Here is a 15,952-nt window from a genome sequence, read left to right as displayed (position 1 = left end):
CTAAACGGCTACTTCTGGTGGCGCTCCTGCAGTACTGCTACCACATCTTTAAGCTCTAAACCGGTTGCCGCCAGCAATACGAGCAAGTGGTAAATCAAGTCAGCCGCCTCGCCCTTCATCGTATCCAGCTTTCCGGCTACAGCGTCAATAACGGTTTCTACAGCTTCCTCCCCTACTTTCTGGGCTATTTTGTTCACGCCCTTCTCAAACAGGAAGTTCGTATAAGAGCCCTCCGCCGGGCTGGCCTTACGCTCCTGAATCACCTGTTCCAGCTGCGCGATAAACTGAATGGCCTTTATGCGAGTGGCAGCTTCCTCCTCTCCAAAGCAGCTGGTGCTACCGGTATGGCAGGTCGGGCCATTCGGATTAACTTTGATGAGCAGCGAATCGTTATCGCAGTCTCCGGCTATACTGACCACCTGTAGGGTGTTTCCGGATGTTTCGCCCTTGGTCCAGAGGCGGTTTTTGGAGCGGGAGAAAAACGTCACCAGCCCCTGCTGCCTTGTCTTGTCCAGCGCCTCCTGGTTCATATAGCCCAGCATCAGCACCTGGCCAGTAGTATTATCCTGTATCACGGCGGGTAACAGACCGCCGGCTTTATCGAAATCTAACATAGTTAGAGAGTTAAAAAGTTAGAGAGTTAGAAAGTTTATGAAGTATAAGTATAAATACCTGGCGCCGGCATCCAGCCGGTGACGCTTCGTGCGTGCGAGTCTCCAGACTCGCTTTTATACTTCTAAAAAGTGAGTCTGGAGACTCACCCCCACCCGTAGTCACCGAAAAGATTCCGGCGTCAGAATAAATATAAATCCAGTTAATCCTTTCTAATCCTGAAAATCCTGGTCCAAAATTAAATCCGCACGGCCACGCCCTGCGCTTTCAGGTAATTCTTCAGGTCTGGGATGGCCAGCTCGCGGAAGTGAAACAGGCTGGCGGCCAGCGCTGCATCGGCATGGGCTTTCAGGAAGGCATCGGCAAAGTGCTCCATACTTCCGGCACCGCCTGAGGCAATCACCGGAACGGATACGGCCTGGGCTACCTCGCTGGTAATATCCAGCGCAAAACCCGCCTTGGTACCATCATTGTTCATACTTGTCAGCAACAGCTCGCCGGCCCCTAACTCCACTACCTGCTTTGCCCAATCCACCGTTTGATGCTCGGTTTCAATGGTGCCGGCGCGGGTGTATACTTTCCAGCCGGTCTCCTCTTTATACTTGGTATCAATCGCCACAGTCACGCATTGGCTGCCAAAGTGCGTGGCCAGTTCTTCCACTAGCTGCGGGTTTTTAATCGCCGAGGAGTTCACCGAAACCTTGTCGGCGCCGTTCTGCAACAGCACCTCCACATCGGCCACCGAGCTAATGCCACCCCCCACAGTAAACGGAATGTCGATGTGACGGGCAATGTCGCGCACCAGTTGGGCAAAGGTTTTGCGGCCTTCATTGGTGGCAGTGATGTCGAGGAACACCAACTCGTCGGCCCCTTGCTCGGCATACCACTTGGCCAGTTCCACCGGGTCGCCGGCGTCGCGGATATTCTCGAACTGTACCCCTTTTACAGTGCGGCCATCTTTAATGTCCAGGCAGGGAATGATTCGTTTAGTTAACATAAGAATCGCACTAAATCTTTTAAGGCAATAGTACCCTCATAAATGGCTTTGCCAATGATGGCTCCTTTTACGCCGATTTCCTGCAGCTGCTCCAGGTCGTCTACAGTCGTGACGCCGCCACTGGCAATAATACCGGCTTCAGGCAAGGTAAGCTTCAGGTGGCGGTAAGTGTTGAGTGATGGGCCCTGCAATTTACCGTCCTTGCTCACGTCAGTACAAATAAACAGCTTTGCCCCTGTCTGCACGTAGCCGGAAATAAAATCCTGCAGCGGGTATTTACTCTCCTCGGTCCAGGCGGAGATGGCGATGTTGGTGCCCTTAAAATCTGCCCCGATGATGATTTTCTCCGGACCATACTTTAGAAGCCAGCTCTTTACCGTTTCCGGCTCGCGCACGGCGATACTTCCGGCAGTAATTTGCGCTGCCCCCGCATCAAAGGCCTGCTTCACCGCTTCATCCGACTGCAGGCCACCGCCAAAGTCAATGGTCAGGTTTGTGTTGGCAGCTATACGTTCCAGCACAGCCACGTTTACGGGCTTCTTCGCACGGGCGCCGTCCAAGTCTACCAGGTGCAGCCGCTTGATGCCACTGGCTTCGAAGCGTTTGGCTACCTCCAGCGGGTTGCTATCGTAGGTGGTTTGCTGCGCAAAATCGCCTTCAGTCAGACGCACACACTGTCCGCCAATTATGTCTATGGCAGGGATAATCTCCATCATAAGGCAAGGAAGTTTTTCAGGATTTGTGAACCGGCAGGCCCGCTCTTCTCGGGGTGAAACTGCGCGGCGTAGAAGTTTTTATACTGTAAGGCAGCCGAAAAGGGCGCCGGGTACGAGGTTTGGGCAATGGTGTATTCGCTCACCGGCACATAGTAGCTGTGCACGTAGTAGACGTAGTCTTGCTCCTCCAGCCCCTCGAACAACGGCGAAGTCAGCTGCTCCAGCTGGTTCCAGCCCATGTGCGGCACTTTCAGGTCGGTCTCGAAATGTTTTACCGGCAGGGGAATGATGTTGAGCAGGTCGGTATCGCCCTCTTCGGAGTGCTGGCAAAGCAGCTGCATGCCCAGGCAAACCCCAAAAAACGGCTGCTCCAATGTAGGCAAAAGCTTGTCCAGGTTTCGGGCCTTCAGCTGCGCCATGGCCGAGGCCGCCTGCCCTACCCCCGGAAAAATCACCTTATCGGCGGCCTTAATGGTTTCAGCATCCGCGCTGAGCGTGGCCTGCACGCCCAGCCGCTCCAGCGCAAACTGCACCGACTGCACATTACCGGCCTTATAATCAACTATAACCAGGTTCATTTAGTTAGTTATGAGTTAGAGATCATGAATAAAGTAGTATAGCTTTAAAATATGTTATTTGTCCTATATATTTACTTATCGACTGATATTATAATAAGGAAGCTGATAAGCGTGAAAACGGTATATAACACATTAAAAGTGAATCCACTAAAAGTATCATTATCATGCTTATTGATAATTTGTTCTCTCCTTAAATGAGCACTAAAAGTATAAATACCTGAAAATGCCATGGTTAGCAGAAAAGCATAAAGCTCCTCATCAAATAATTTATAGTTGAAGCGCTTCATTACTTGTTCAACACATAAATATACCGTCATGAAATTGAGAAAGAGCACGAAGTATACAAGGCGTAAAGTATAACTATAGCCCTTTCCTTTATTCTTTACTGAATACTTTATCAGCTCAAAAAATATATAGTCTAAAAACATCACATTTTGTTTGGCTGAAAACAAAAAAGCCTGACTCTTATCGGAGTCAGGCTTTTGAATATGTATAGTTTTATACTACTGGCAAATCCATAGGCTATCGGCTCCGAAACTTTTGCTTCGTGCATGATGATGGTGCATATGAGCCATGGTGCCTTTCATAGATGCAAATATAAGGGCTGCAAAGTATAAAACCACAAAACAATCGCTATTTCTTCTGGCCACATCCATCATACTTCATTTCAGAATATCAGCAATTGGCTTAAATTTGAAGTATGAAAAAGACACTTTTACTGGCTGGTGTGTTTGCCGTAAGCTTTGCGCAGGCACAGCAGCGCATGACACCCGAACTGCTCTGGAAACTGGGCCGGGTTTCTGCTGAAACGATAACTCCTGACGGAAAATCCGTGATCTATGGCGTGAGCTACCCGAATGTGGAAGAAAACAGCAGCGAGCGCAACCTCTACGCGATTCCTGTGACAGGCGGACAGGCAACGCAGCTGACCTCAACCAAAGGCGGCGAGAGCGTAGTACATATTGACAAGGCTAGCGGCAATATTGTGTACCTGCACAAAGGCCAGCTGTGGCAGCTGACAGGTGGCAAAGGCGAACCAAAGCAGCTTACCAACGTGGAAGGCGGCCTGAGCAACGTGCGCTTCTCCCCTGACGGCAAGCACCTGCTCTTCTCCCGCGAAGTGCTTATCAAAGAAATGCACAGCTCGGATAAGCACCCAGACCTGAAAAAGGCGAATGCTTACGTGTACGATGACCTGAATTACCGCCATTGGGACACCTGGGAAGATGGTAAGTTTCAGCACGTTTTCTTCGCGACTTACAACGATGGCAAAGTAGGCACTCCTGTAGACATCATGGAGGGAGAACCGTATGACACTCCGCAGATGCCTTTTGGCGGCAAGGAAGATGTTATCTGGAGCCCGGACAGCAAAGCTATACTTTACGTGAGCAAGAAAAAGTATGGCAAGGAGTACGCTGTGAGCACCAACACCGACATTTATCGCTACGATATCGCCAGCGGCAAAACCACAAATCTGACTGAGGATAACAAGGGCTACGACACGCATCCTGTCTTTAGCGCGGATGGATCTAAACTGGCCTGGTTGCAGATGGATGAGGAAGGCAACGAAGCCGACCAGAATGAGCTGATCGTGCTCGACACCAAATCCGGCAAAAAGTATAGCCTGACCAAAGACTGGGACGAGACCATAAACTCCTTTGAGTGGAGCAACGACGGCAGCAAGATCTGGTTTGTAGCTCCTACCAAAGGCACGATACAAGTATACGAAATTGCCCTTCCGAAGAACCTGGACAAGTTCTCCGCCAAAAGTATAAGACAGGTTACCAAAGGCCAGTTCGACGTAAACGGCATTGTAGGTCAGGCCGGCAAGGAGCTTATCGTGTCGCGCAACGACATGAACCACGCCCCGGAGCTGTACCGCCTGGAGCCAAAATCGGGCAAGCTGACGCAGCTCACCAAGGTAAATGACGAAGTATTCTCGAAACTGGCGAAGAGCAAAGTAGAGTCGCGCGTAACAAAAGCAACTGACGGCAAAGACCTACTCTCGTGGGTAGTATATCCGCCGGACTTCGACCCGAACAAGAAATACCCTACCCTGCTATACTGCCAGGGCGGTCCGCAGTCAGCCCTTACACAGTTTTATTCTTATCGCTGGAACCTGCAACTGATCGCGGCACAGGGCTACATTGTGGTAGCGCCTAACCGTCGCGGCATGCCGGGCCATGGCGAAGAGTGGAACCGCCAGATCAGCGGCGACTGGGGTGGCCAACCGATCCGCGATTACCTGTCTGCCATTGATGATGTAGCTAACGAGCCTTATGTAGACAAAGACCGCCTGGGTGCGATTGGCGCCAGCTACGGTGGCTACTCGGTATTTATGCTGGCAGGCGTGCACGAAGGACGCTTCAAGACCTTTATCTCCCATAACGGCCTGTTCGACATGCGCAGCTGGTATGGCACTACAGAGGAAATGTTCTTCGCCAACAACGAGCTGAAAGGACCATACTGGGACACTAAGTCACCGCAGAGCTACAAGGATTTCAACCCAAGCGAATATGCCAATAAGTGGGACACGCCAATCCTTATCTTCCAGGGTGGCAAGGACTACCGTGTGCCGATTGAGCAAGGCCTGCAGGCTTACCAACTGGCGCAGCTGAAAGGCATCAAGAGCCGCCTGGTATACTTGCCAGACGAGAACCACTGGGTACTACAGCCGCAAAACGCCATTGTGTGGCAGCGTGAGTTCTTCAACTGGTTAGACGAGACGCTGAACAAAGAAGTAAACTAAAGTATAAAAGCCCGGTGCAGATAATGTACCGGGCTTTTATACAACCACTATATTGATTTTGCTGGTTCGGATTTGCAATCCGAACCTTACTATAAAACCGGATTTGTAATCCGGCTGGGCCAGAGGCCCAAGCTATACCCGGACACGAGCGAGGACGCTCGCGCCATAAACCCGATCAACGATTAACGAACTAAAAACTCTCCCGCAGTTCATAAGCCTGACGCATCCGCTTAATCAAACGCTCCGACTCCTGAAAATTCAGGGTTTGCTGCCCATCCGAGAAAGCCTTTTCCGGGGTATAATGCGTTTCGTAAATTACGCCGTCTGCCCCGGCCATTACCGAGGCCAACGCCATACTTGCTACGTAGTCGCGCAGGCCGATGCCGTGCGACGGGTCTACAATTACGGGCAGATGTGTTTTCTCCTTCAGTACCGGCACCGCATTTAAATCCAGTATGTTACGGTAGGCTTTTTCGTAGCCGCGGATGCCGCGCTCGCAAAGCATGATTTTCTCGTTGCCGTTGGAGAAGATGTATTCCGCCGCCTGCAGCAATTCTTCCAGCGTTCCCGAGATGCCGCGCTTCAAGAGTACTGGCTTCTGCGCCTCTCCCAAGGCATCTAACAGATTAAAGTTCTGGCTGTTGCGCGCGCCCACCTGGAACACATCCACATAATCGATCATCTCCTCGATCTGCGACACCTGCATCACTTCCGTGATGATCTTGATACCGTTTTCGCGACAAATGCGGTGGAACATTTTCAGGCCGTCAATCCCCAGACCCCGGAAGGCATAGGGTGAACTGCGCGGCTTAAACACCCCGCCCCGCATGATTTTCACATTATTCTCCACCAGGTGCGCCACCACACGCTCCACCTGCTCTTCGCCTTCGATAGAGCACGGCCCGGCCATAATGCTGAAGTTGCCTTCGCCCACCATCACCCCGTCACCTAAATCGATGCGGGTTGGCTCCACGCGCCACCTGCGGGAGATAAGTTTATACTCTTCCGACACCCGGTGAATATCGGCCACGCCCGGCAGCTGCCCGATCTGGCGAATATCGAACTCCTTTTTTCCGATGGCCACCAGGTAGTGCGCCTGCTGCGTAACGACTTCATTGGCTTTGTAGCCGATTTCCTGTACCTGCTTCAGAATATTCTCCTTCAGTTCCGCCGGAATCCCTTGCTGCAGTTGTATGATCATGTTAGTTTTTGATGCTTTGGATGAATGATTTGATGTTCTCCGGGAGGCTTCCCTCCCGATGCAGCGCCTTCACAAAAGCACTGCCGATTATGGCGCCGCTGGCATGCGTACAGGCAGCCTCAAAAGTATCCTTGTCGTGGATGCCGAAGCCGATAACGCCCGGGTTTTGCAGCTTCATTTCCGACACACGCTGAAAGTATGCCTGGCTCTGCTCAGCCAAGCCCACTGTTTTGCCCGTGGTAGAGGCCGACGACACCATGTAAATAAAGCCGTTGCTGAGGCTGTCGATTTCACGGATGCGGGCCTCCGGCGTTTGGGGCGTGATTAGGAAAATTTTGCTCAGGTTATACTTTTCGAACAGCTCCTTATACTCCTCCACATACTGCTGCAGAGGCAGGTCGGGCAGGATGATGCCGTCTACACCTACCTCAGCGGCTTTCTGGCAAAACCGCTCCACGCCGTACTGCATCACCGGGTTCAGGTAGCCCATCAGTACCAGCGGAATCTGCGTTTTCTGGCGGATGTCCTGCAGTTGCTCGAAAAGTTTCGGAATGGTCATGCCATTCTTTAAGGCGACGGTGCTACTGGCCTGTATCGTAGGCCCATCAGCCAATGGGTCGGAGAAAGGCATGCCAATCTCCAGCAGGTCCACGCCGTTTTTCTCCAGCTCCAGGATGATGGTCTCGGTATCGTTCAGGTTCGGGAAGCCCGCTGTAAAGTATACCGAAAGTAAGCCCTTTGGCTTCTGTGCAAACAGGCGCTTAAGTCTATTGCTCATCGAAGTGAAAATGCTTTAGGTAAGTAGATAAGTCTTTGTCGCCGCGACCGGAGAGGTTTATTACCACGATATCGTCGGGCTTGGCCTGCAGTCGCTCCAGCACCGCCAGCGCGTGCGCACTCTCCAGTGCTGGGATAATGCCTTCCAGACGGGTTAGCTCCAGCACAGCCTGCAGGGCCTCTTCGTCGGTGGCGTTCTCGAAACGGGCGCGGCCACTTTCAAACAGATGTGCGTGCAGCGGACCAACACCCGGGTAATCCAAGCCGGCGGAAATAGAGTATGGCTCTGTGATCTGCCCGTCCTCAGTCTGCATGAGCAAGGTGCGGCTCCCGTGAATGATACCGTCTTTGCCAAGTATAGAGGTCGCCGCCGACTCGCCGGAATGAATGCCTTTGCCGGCTGCCTCTACGGCTACCAACTGTACTTCAGGCTCATCGAGGTAGTGGTAAAAAGCACCCGCCGCATTGCTGCCGCCGCCCACGCAGGCCACCACATAGGTTGGTAACTCGGTGCCTTCTTTTTCCAGCAGCTGCACCCTTATCTCCTCCGAAATCACCGCCTGGAAACGGGCGACCATGTCCGGGTACGGGTGAGGCCCTACTACAGAACCAATGATATAGTAAGTATCCTCTGGGTTGTTAATCCAATCACGGATAGCCTCGTTGGTGGCATCTTTTAAAGTCTTGCTTCCACTGGTGGCTGCTACTACCTGTGCGCCCAGCATTTTCATGCGGGCCACGTTCGGCGCCTGCCGCTCGATATCCACCTCGCCCATATACACGATGCACTCCAGGCCCATCAGCGCGCAAACGGTAGCCGTCGCCACCCCATGCTGCCCGGCTCCGGTCTCGGCAATGATGCGCTTTTTGCCTAAGCGCTTGGCCAACAACACCTGCCCGATGGTGTTATTAATTTTGTGGGCACCGGTATGGTTGAGATCCTCGCGCTTGAGGTATACTTTGGTGTTATACTTTTCGGAAAGGCGCGGGGCAAAGTATAAAGGCGAAGGCCGACCTACATAATCCTTTAGCAGCGCCTGCAGCTCCTGCTGAAAGTCCGGCTCCTGTATGATGCGCAAGTAGTTCTGCCGCAGCTCCTCCACATTGGGGTACAGCATCTCGGGGATGTAGGCTCCGCCGAACTTGCCGTAAAAACCTTTTTCGTTAACGTGATAGCTCATTGCTCTTTAGTTAAGAGTTAAGAGTTATGAGTTATGAGTTTTATGAACTCAAACTCTAGCCCTATAACTCATCGCGTTCATGTTTTATACTATTACTTATAACTTTTAACTTTCAACTCTTCACTTGCTCAAAGAGCAGCTTCAGCTCCTCCACCTTCTTCAGCCCTGGCTCCTGCTCAAAACCGCTGTTTACATCGATGGCGTAAGGCTGAGGGCGTACTTTATCGAGGTATTTCACATTCTCTAGGTTCAGACCGCCGCTCAGGAAGTATGGCTTTGGGGAGAGATAGCCTTTGAGCAACTCCCAGTCGAAGGGGATGCCGTTGCCGCCGTACTCCTGCCCTTTGGTGTCGAACAGAAAGTAGTCGGCGCAGGATTCATGAAGTAGCGTGTTCTCGAAAGCAAAGCGGTCATCCACCGAAAAAACCTTGATTACCTCCACGCCTAAGCCCTTTACCTCAGCACATGCTCTTGGCGACTCCTTTCCGTGCAGCTGCACCGCATCGAGTTTATACTTCTCCACGGCAGCTTTTATACTTTCAAAAGGAGCATTCACGAACACACCGGTCTTTTTTATACTTTGCGGCAGCTCTGCCAGCAACTCCGGCGAAATGTGTCCTTCCGCATAGCGTTTAGAGCCCTCGTAGAAGATAAAGCCCATGTAATCGGGCGTGAGCGCCGCCACCTGACGGATATTCTCCGGATCGCGCATGCCGCATACTTTTATTTTCATGCCGATACCTCCCGTTGCGCCAGCAGCTGCTTAAACTCTTTGATGAAGGCAGCAGCCGATTGACCCGGACGGCTGTTCTGCATAAACGTCTCTCCAATCAGGAAGCCGTTGTAGCCTGCCTGTCTAAGTGTAACCAGGGTTTCAGGCTTGCTGATACCGCTCTCCGAGATTTTGGTGATGCCGCTCGGGATATGGTTAGCCAGTTCCAGCGAGGTATTCACGTCTGTCACGAAGTCTTTCAGGTTGCGGTTGTTCACGCCCACCACGGTTACCTCGTCGCAAAGCGTTTGCTGCAACTCTTCCAGGTTGTGCACTTCCAGCAGCACTTCCAGGCCCAGCGAGCGGGCAAAAGCGGCCAGTTGCTTTAGGCGGGCAGGCTCCAGCGCAGCGGCAATTAAAAGTATAGCATCGGCCCCAATCGATTTGGACTCCACAATCTGGTATTCATCCACCGTGAAATCCTTGCGCAAAATGGGGCAATAGTTAAACTTACGGGCCGTCATCAGGTCCTCATTTTTGCCGCCAAAGTATGGACCATCCGTCAGCACCGACAGTGCCGAGGCGCCCGCCTGCATGTAGCTAACTGACGTGCGCTCCACCGACACATAGGGGTTGATATCGCCTTTGGAAGGAGACTTGCGCTTGATTTCGGCAATAATACCGCTCTTGTCAGCGCGCAACAGGTAACGCTCCAGCGAAATGCAAGGGGTCTCAAAGTATAAACTCTTCTCCAGCAGCTTTACCGGGTAAAGTTCCTTGCGTTCGGCTACTTCTTTATACTTGGTGGAGATGATTTGTTCGAGTATGTTCATGATATTCTGATTTGAGAATTTGGAGATATGGAGGTTTGGAAATTAACTAGGCCTCCACCAGTTTCTGGTCGTTTACCAGGCTGTTAAATAACTGGTAAGCCTTACCTGATTCAAGTGTTTCTTTGGCTATACTTACCGCTTCCTGCAGCGCCAGTTCCGGACGCGCGCATTGCAAGGCCATCGCTGCGTTGGCCGACACGACGGCAGTCTGGGCCTCGGTGCCCTCTCCTTTCAGTACCTTCAGAAAGATATCGGCAGCCGATGCGATACTTCCGCCCCCTTTAATTTGCTCTTGCATTAAAGTAGGCAAACCAAGCGCAGCCGGGTCTAGCAAAGCCTCTTTGCTGTCGGAAATTACTTTGAAGGGGCTGGTCAGCGAAACTTCATCGTAGCCATCGAGGCTGTGCAGAATAGTATAGCGGGTGTCGGTTTGCTGGTACAGGTAGCTGTACATGCGGGCCAGTTCCAGGCTATACACGCCCACCAGCTGGCGCTTCGGGAAGGCCGGGTTCACCATCGGGCCGAGTATGTTAAAGAACGTCTTTACGCCCAAGTCTTTCCGGATGGCTCCCACCCCTTTCATGGCCGGGTGGAACAGCGGCGCGTGCAAAAAGCAGATGTTATACTTTTCGATACTGCGTTCCAGGGCATCTGTATCGGTCGTAAACTTAATGCCCAGCGCCTCCAGCACGTTCGAAGAGCCACACGACGAAGACACGCCATAGTTGCCGTGCTTGGCCACCGCCACGCCATTAGCCGCTACCACAAAGGACGATAGCGTGGAAATATTAAAGGTATCCTTTCCGTCGCCGCCCGTGCCGCACAGATCAATCGGGTTGTAGGCATCCAAATTCACGCGGTGGCAGAGCTCCAGCAGCGCGTCGCGGAAGCCTTCGAGTTCCTCCACCGTTATGCTGCGCATCATAAACACGGTCAGGAAGCAGGACACCTGGCTCTGGTTATACTTGCCTTTGGTAATATCGGCCAGCACCTCCCGCGCCTGCTCCTTGGTCAGGGTTTTATGTTCGAATAAGTGGTTTAGTATTTCTTTCATTTCTTTTCTTAGTATCAAGTATCACGACTCTTAACTTTTAACTCTCAACTCTTAACTCTCTAACCAGTTCTTAATCATCTCCCGGCCATGCTTGGTCAGCACTGACTCGGGGTGGAACTGCACACCGCGTACTTTGTGCTCTCTGTGGCGCAGCGCCATGATGCGACCTTGCTCGTCCACGGCTGTGGCGACTAGGCACTCGGGCAATTCCTGCTCTACCAACCAAGAGTGGTAGCGGCCAGTTTCGAACTCTTTAGGCAGCCCGTCAAAAAGCGGATCTTCCTCACAAATCACCTGCACCGGTGTGGCTACTCCGTGCCATACATCGTTGCTGTTAAACAACTTACCGCCGTATACTTCGCCTATGGCTTGATGGCCGAGACACACGCCAAGCAGGTCTTTACTCGAACCATAAGTGCGGATGATTTCTTTCAGCAGCCCCGCCTCGTCCGGAATACCCGGACCCGGCGAAAGCATGATTTTGTCAAATTGGCCTACCTCTTCGAGCGTGGTTTTGTCGTTGCGGCGCACGGTAACAGTGGCCCCTAGTTCCTGCAGCAAGTGCACCAGGTTAAAGGTAAAGGAGTCGTAGTTGTCGATTACGAGTACGTTCATGTTAGTTGATGTTTTGGGCCAGTTCCAGGGCGCGGCGCAGCGCCATCAGTTTATTGTCTACCTCCTGAAGTTCGCTCTCCGGGTCAGAGGCCGCCACAATGCCGGCACCTGCCTGGAAGTATAACCTGTAGTCTTTGCTCAGAAACGAGCGAATCATGATGGCGCTGTTGAAGTTGCCGTTGAAGTCGAGGAAGCCGATGCAGCCGCCGTAGAAGTTACGGTTAGTGGTTTCATACCTGTCGATGAGCTGCATGGCTTTGTGCTTAGGTGCCCCGGAGAGTGTGCCGGCCGGAAAAGTACTGGCCACCATTTTCAGCGCATCTTCCTGGTTGTGCAGCGTGCCCGTTACTTTAGACACCAGGTGAATCACGTGCGAGTAGAACTGAATCTCGCGGAAAGTCTCTACCTCCACGCTGTGGCCGTTGCGGCTCAAGTCGTTGCGGGCCAGGTCTACCAGCATCACGTGCTCGGCGTTTTCCTTGGGGTCGGCCAGCAGTTTCTCCGCCAGCGCGGCATCGGCGGCATCGTCGCCGGTTCTGCGGAACGTGCCGGCAATCGGGTAAATGCTCGCCTTCTGGTCTTTTATCACCAGCTGCGCCTCCGGCGAAGAGCCGAAAATCTTGAAGCTGCCGTAGTCGAAGTAAAATAGGTAAGGCGACGGATTGATAGAGCGCAGGGCGCGGTACACGTTAAACTCATCCCCTTGGAACCCTTGGGCAAAACGTCGTGATAAAACCAGTTGAAACACATCGCCCCGGAAGCAATGCTCCTTGGCTTTGGCAATGTTCTGCAGAAACTCCTGCCCCGAAATGTTATGCTCCTCCTGGCCGGTGGTTTTGAAGGTAAAACTCGGGATGTTGCGGCTGTTCAGAATCGCTTCCAGCTGCGCAATGCCATCGTCATCGCCCTGGTTGTAGTTGTGCGCAAAAATATAGGCCTGGTTAGTGAAGTGGTTGATGGCGATAATGTGGCGGTACACGGCGTAGTATAAATCCGGAATGCCGGCGCGCCCTTCTTTCTTGGTGATGGCTATGTCCTCGTAGTAGCGCACTGCATCGTAGCTCATATAGCCAAACAGGCCGTTGTGGATGAAGTTAAACTGCTTGTTCTCCTCCACCTCAAAGCTCTTTGAAAAAGCTGCCAGCAAACCCGGTACATCAGTTTCTTTGGTAATGGCAGTGGTTCTCACCGTTCCATCCGGGAAGGTTTCTGTCAGCACCTCCTGCTCGGCTTTTATACTTGCCATGGGGTTGCAGCAGATGTAGGAGAAGCTGTTCTCTGCCCCGTGGTAATCCGAGCTTTCGAGCAGAATGCTGTTGGGAAACTTGTCGCGCAGCTTCAGGTACACGCTCACCGGCGTCAGCGTGTCGGCCAGTAATTGCTTGTGTGTGGTGGTTAGTTTATACTTACTCATGTTGCTTTAAGGTGATAGAAAACAAAAAAGCCTGCCATTCTCGTGAACAGCAGGCCTTTTATACCCTTGGATTAATGCTTTTATATGTTACTTCATATTCGGCATAGAATGGCTGTCCACGATACTTTTTGTAACGTGCCACCACCATGCCGTATGAAGATTTTGAATCATTGTGTCTTTTTCTGAATATATGGGAAATCGTTTTTCGCTTACCCTACACTTGCAAATGTAGAAGCTAAAGCGGAAAAAACAAACCTTCCCTTAAATTAATTTTCCGGGCTCACTCCGAGATTATACCATAGAAGGCATCTTCCAAGTCAGCTAAGTGCTCTATCTCAGCACTGCCACAGGTGTTTAGCACAAGAGTAGTATAAAAGCCTATACTTTTCTCCAGCACATCCATTCCTATCCGCTCATTCACATTATGGACCAGCTGGGCAGACTCCCGGTTCACGACCTGTGGCGCAAACCTAAAAATATTGGAGGTTAGATTGCTGTAGTGCCTGGCATCTGTAGCGCCGGGGAAGAGCGCAGGCACCACCAGCGCATCCGGGAACGTATGCAGGATGGTGCTTTTCAAGGCATCGTACACCCAGGTATCGGTTGGCGTTTCGGGGGAAGAGGGCGTGTACACACCATATTGGGAGATTTCTACCCGCTCATCCTTTATCACCTTTCGCACATAGTCTATCACGGTTTGGTCGGTCTCTCCATTGAGGATGCGAACGTTGAGTACAGCGGTTGCCTGCCGGGGCAGCACGTTGTTTTTCTCGCCCCCGGCAATAATGGTGGGCACCAGTTTCGTGCGAATCAGCACATCCGTGGCTTGGTCTTCTGCCAGTTTCTTGAGTATCTTTTTCTTAAACAGCCCATAGTGCCGCATCGCAAATTTATACTTGCCACCCATCCGCTCAGTTAGAATTTCCATTGATTCTCGGGTGGTGGAGGTGAGCCTTGGCTTGAAGGGGTTCTGGTGCAGGCGGCTGATGGCGCGGCTCAGTATACCGATGGGCGTTTCGGAAGGTGGCGCGGAGGAATGCCCGCCCTCCCCTTTTACAGTGAGCAGCAGGTTCAAACTACCTTTAGCAGCGGTGCCCACCAAAGCCAGGGGCTCCTTAATACCAGGGATAACGTCTTCGGCCACGGCCAGTCCCTCGTCAAATACGGCTTCCAGTTGCACCCCCAGTTGCTGCAGGTGCTCGCTTATTTTCCCAGCCCCTTCGTCGCCGCCGATTTCCTCATCGTGCCCAAAAGCCAGGTATAATGTCCGTTCCGGCTCATAGCCCTGCTCCAGAAGCCGCTCTACCGCTTCCAGCATCGTCACCACTCTATACTTGTCGTCCATAGTTCCGCGGCCCCACACGAAGCCATCCTTCACCACGCCGGCAAAAGGTTCCTCCAGCCAGTCCTCCTCCGAGGCGGCTTCTACGGGCACCACATCCATGTGCGCCATAAACAGCACCGGTTTTAAGGCGGAGTTCTGTCCCTGCCAGGTAAATAGCAGGCTGTAGTTGTTTATCACCTCCACCTGCAGCCGCTCATGCGCCAGCGGAAAAGCATCAGCCAGGTAGGCGTGCAAGTTGGTAAACTCCTCGTATTTGAAATCTTCGGGCTCTAAGGCAGAAATCGTTTTAAAGCGAACGGCAGTAGCCAGTTTTTCTGCCACGGCATAGCGAGGTTTCACAGCAGTGCTATCCGGCCCGGAATATGCTTTAAAGGAAAATAAAAAGGTAAGGAGGAAAATAAAATACTTCATGATGGCTCGGGCGCTATGGTAACAGAAGCTTACCAGGCGCGGGCATGCTTAATGAGAAAAATAATCAGCCTTTAAAAAAGCTAAAATCCTAAATTATTGATTATCTTCTACATTTGCAAAAATAGGTGGCGAAGTACAAGCGCACATGCACGTTTTTATGGCAGCTTTCCACTAGTGATTTACGTGGCAGCTGCCCTCTCTGGCTGAAGAAAGGAAATATACTTTTGCTTGAATTCCTGCCTTTGCAGTGTTTACTTTGTAGCCCTTCCGTAAAGCTGGCAATTTTATGAGACGAACCCGCACCCAACTTCTATATCGAGATAATACCATCGCCATCGAGTTTAATCAGATGGAGGAGTGGCTTTATGTCAACTGGAGAGGCTATCAGAACTACGATTCGGTAGTAACGGGCTGTAACAGAATACTCGAGTTGATGAGAGAGCACGCCTGCTTCCGGATTCTGAACGATAATACCCAGGTGGAGGGCCAATGGTCTGCTGCCTCGAGGTGGTTGGCTGAGGAGTGGTTTCCGGAGATGGAGCGGCAGGGCCTGAAACTCTTTGCCTGGGTGTACTCGCCCAGTGTGCTCAGCCGCCTTTCGGCGGATAAGGCCGTGAAATTGGCCGACTACCCCAGCTACATACAAGCTTTTGAGGACATTGAGCCCGCCAAAGACTGGCTCCGCTCGCATGTATAATGCACGACAAAGTATAAAACAGAAAGAGGGCGCTACTGAATGGTAGCGCCCTCTTTCTGT

At 52.0% G+C, this 15,952-nt stretch carries 15 protein-coding genes; 2 read left to right on the top strand and 13 right to left on the bottom strand.

Features of this window, described 5'->3' with window-relative positions; all coding sequences use genetic code 11:
* Window positions 1-8: 8 nt before the first annotated feature.
* The 4 genes from hisIE to hisH all read right to left on the bottom strand — a co-directional run bounded on the left by hisIE (window position 9) and on the right by hisH (window position 2,903).
* Window positions 9-614 (bottom strand): bifunctional phosphoribosyl-AMP cyclohydrolase/phosphoribosyl-ATP diphosphatase HisIE, encoded by a 606-nt coding sequence (hisIE, locus tag BM040_RS00205; protein WP_092097875.1) that lies wholly within the window; start codon window positions 612-614, stop codon window positions 9-11.
* A gap of 236 nt (window positions 615-850) precedes the next feature.
* Window positions 851-1,609, bottom strand: coding sequence for an imidazole glycerol phosphate synthase subunit HisF (gene hisF, locus BM040_RS00200; protein WP_092097873.1), 759 nt, complete (start codon window positions 1,607-1,609; stop codon window positions 851-853).
* Window positions 1,603-2,325, bottom strand: coding sequence for a 1-(5-phosphoribosyl)-5-[(5-phosphoribosylamino)methylideneamino]imidazole-4-carboxamide isomerase (gene hisA / locus BM040_RS00195; RefSeq protein ID WP_092097871.1), 723 nt, complete (start codon window positions 2,323-2,325; stop codon window positions 1,603-1,605). Before hisA ends, hisF begins: the two co-directional genes overlap by 7 nt.
* Window positions 2,322-2,903: an imidazole glycerol phosphate synthase subunit HisH gene (gene hisH / locus BM040_RS00190; protein ID WP_092097869.1), complete on the bottom strand. Its 582-nt coding sequence runs from the start codon at window positions 2,901-2,903 to the stop codon at window positions 2,322-2,324. Before hisH ends, hisA begins: the two co-directional genes overlap by 4 nt.
* A 700-nt stretch (window positions 2,904-3,603) precedes the next feature.
* On the opposite strand from hisH, the gene BM040_RS00180 reads away from it, so the two are divergent.
* Window positions 3,604-5,652: a S9 family peptidase gene (locus BM040_RS00180; protein ID WP_092097866.1), complete on the top strand. Its 2,049-nt coding sequence runs from the start codon at window positions 3,604-3,606 to the stop codon at window positions 5,650-5,652.
* Between the two features lie 190 nt (window positions 5,653-5,842).
* On the opposite strand, the gene BM040_RS00175 is transcribed toward BM040_RS00180, so the two are convergent.
* The 9 genes from BM040_RS00175 to BM040_RS00135 form a co-directional block, all read right to left on the bottom strand.
* Window positions 5,843-6,853, bottom strand: a complete 1,011-nt coding sequence (locus tag BM040_RS00175; RefSeq protein ID WP_092097864.1) for a bifunctional 3-deoxy-7-phosphoheptulonate synthase/chorismate mutase — start codon at window positions 6,851-6,853, stop codon at window positions 5,843-5,845.
* A gap of 1 nt (window position 6,854) precedes the next feature.
* Complete coding sequence (gene trpA, locus BM040_RS00170; RefSeq protein WP_092097863.1) at window positions 6,855-7,631, bottom strand: tryptophan synthase subunit alpha; 777 nt, start codon at window positions 7,629-7,631, stop codon at window positions 6,855-6,857.
* Window positions 7,621-8,811, bottom strand: a complete 1,191-nt coding sequence (gene trpB, locus BM040_RS00165) for a tryptophan synthase subunit beta (protein WP_092097861.1) — start codon at window positions 8,809-8,811, stop codon at window positions 7,621-7,623. Before trpB ends, trpA begins: the two co-directional genes overlap by 11 nt.
* A 112-nt stretch (window positions 8,812-8,923) precedes the next feature.
* Window positions 8,924-9,544 carry a phosphoribosylanthranilate isomerase gene (locus BM040_RS00160; RefSeq protein ID WP_092097860.1) on the bottom strand — a complete coding sequence of 207 codons (621 nt, stop codon included), beginning with the start codon at window positions 9,542-9,544 and terminating at the stop codon, window positions 8,924-8,926.
* Complete coding sequence (trpC, locus tag BM040_RS00155; protein WP_092097858.1) at window positions 9,541-10,356, bottom strand: indole-3-glycerol phosphate synthase TrpC; 816 nt, start codon at window positions 10,354-10,356, stop codon at window positions 9,541-9,543. The genes BM040_RS00160 and trpC overlap by 4 nt, the downstream gene beginning before the upstream one ends.
* Window positions 10,357-10,402: 46 nt before the next feature.
* Window positions 10,403-11,410 (bottom strand): anthranilate phosphoribosyltransferase, encoded by a 1,008-nt coding sequence (trpD, locus tag BM040_RS00150; protein ID WP_092097856.1) that lies wholly within the window; start codon window positions 11,408-11,410, stop codon window positions 10,403-10,405.
* 51 nt (window positions 11,411-11,461) lie between these two features.
* Window positions 11,462-12,025 carry an anthranilate synthase component II gene (locus tag BM040_RS00145; RefSeq protein WP_092097855.1) on the bottom strand — a complete coding sequence of 188 codons (564 nt, stop codon included), beginning with the start codon at window positions 12,023-12,025 and terminating at the stop codon, window positions 11,462-11,464.
* Window position 12,026: 1 nt separating this feature from the next.
* Window positions 12,027-13,439, bottom strand: coding sequence for an anthranilate synthase component I family protein (locus BM040_RS00140; protein WP_092097853.1), 1,413 nt, complete (start codon window positions 13,437-13,439; stop codon window positions 12,027-12,029).
* Window positions 13,440-13,719: 280 nt separating this feature from the next.
* The gene (locus BM040_RS00135) at window positions 13,720-15,123 is read right to left on the bottom strand and encodes a M20/M25/M40 family metallo-hydrolase (protein ID WP_175490932.1); all 1,404 of its coding nucleotides are present in this window, start codon (window positions 15,121-15,123) and stop codon (window positions 13,720-13,722) included.
* A 358-nt stretch (window positions 15,124-15,481) separates the two neighbouring features.
* On the opposite strand from BM040_RS00135, the gene BM040_RS00130 reads away from it, so the two are divergent.
* Window positions 15,482-15,892 carry a hypothetical protein gene (locus BM040_RS00130; RefSeq protein WP_092097851.1) on the top strand — a complete coding sequence of 137 codons (411 nt, stop codon included), beginning with the start codon at window positions 15,482-15,484 and terminating at the stop codon, window positions 15,890-15,892.
* Window positions 15,893-15,952: the final 60 nt, after the last annotated feature.

This window comes from Pontibacter chinhatensis (assembly GCF_900113285.1).
GTDB lineage: Bacteria > Bacteroidota > Bacteroidia > Cytophagales > Hymenobacteraceae > Pontibacter > Pontibacter chinhatensis.
This window is presented reverse-complemented; position numbering and strand designations above follow the sequence as displayed.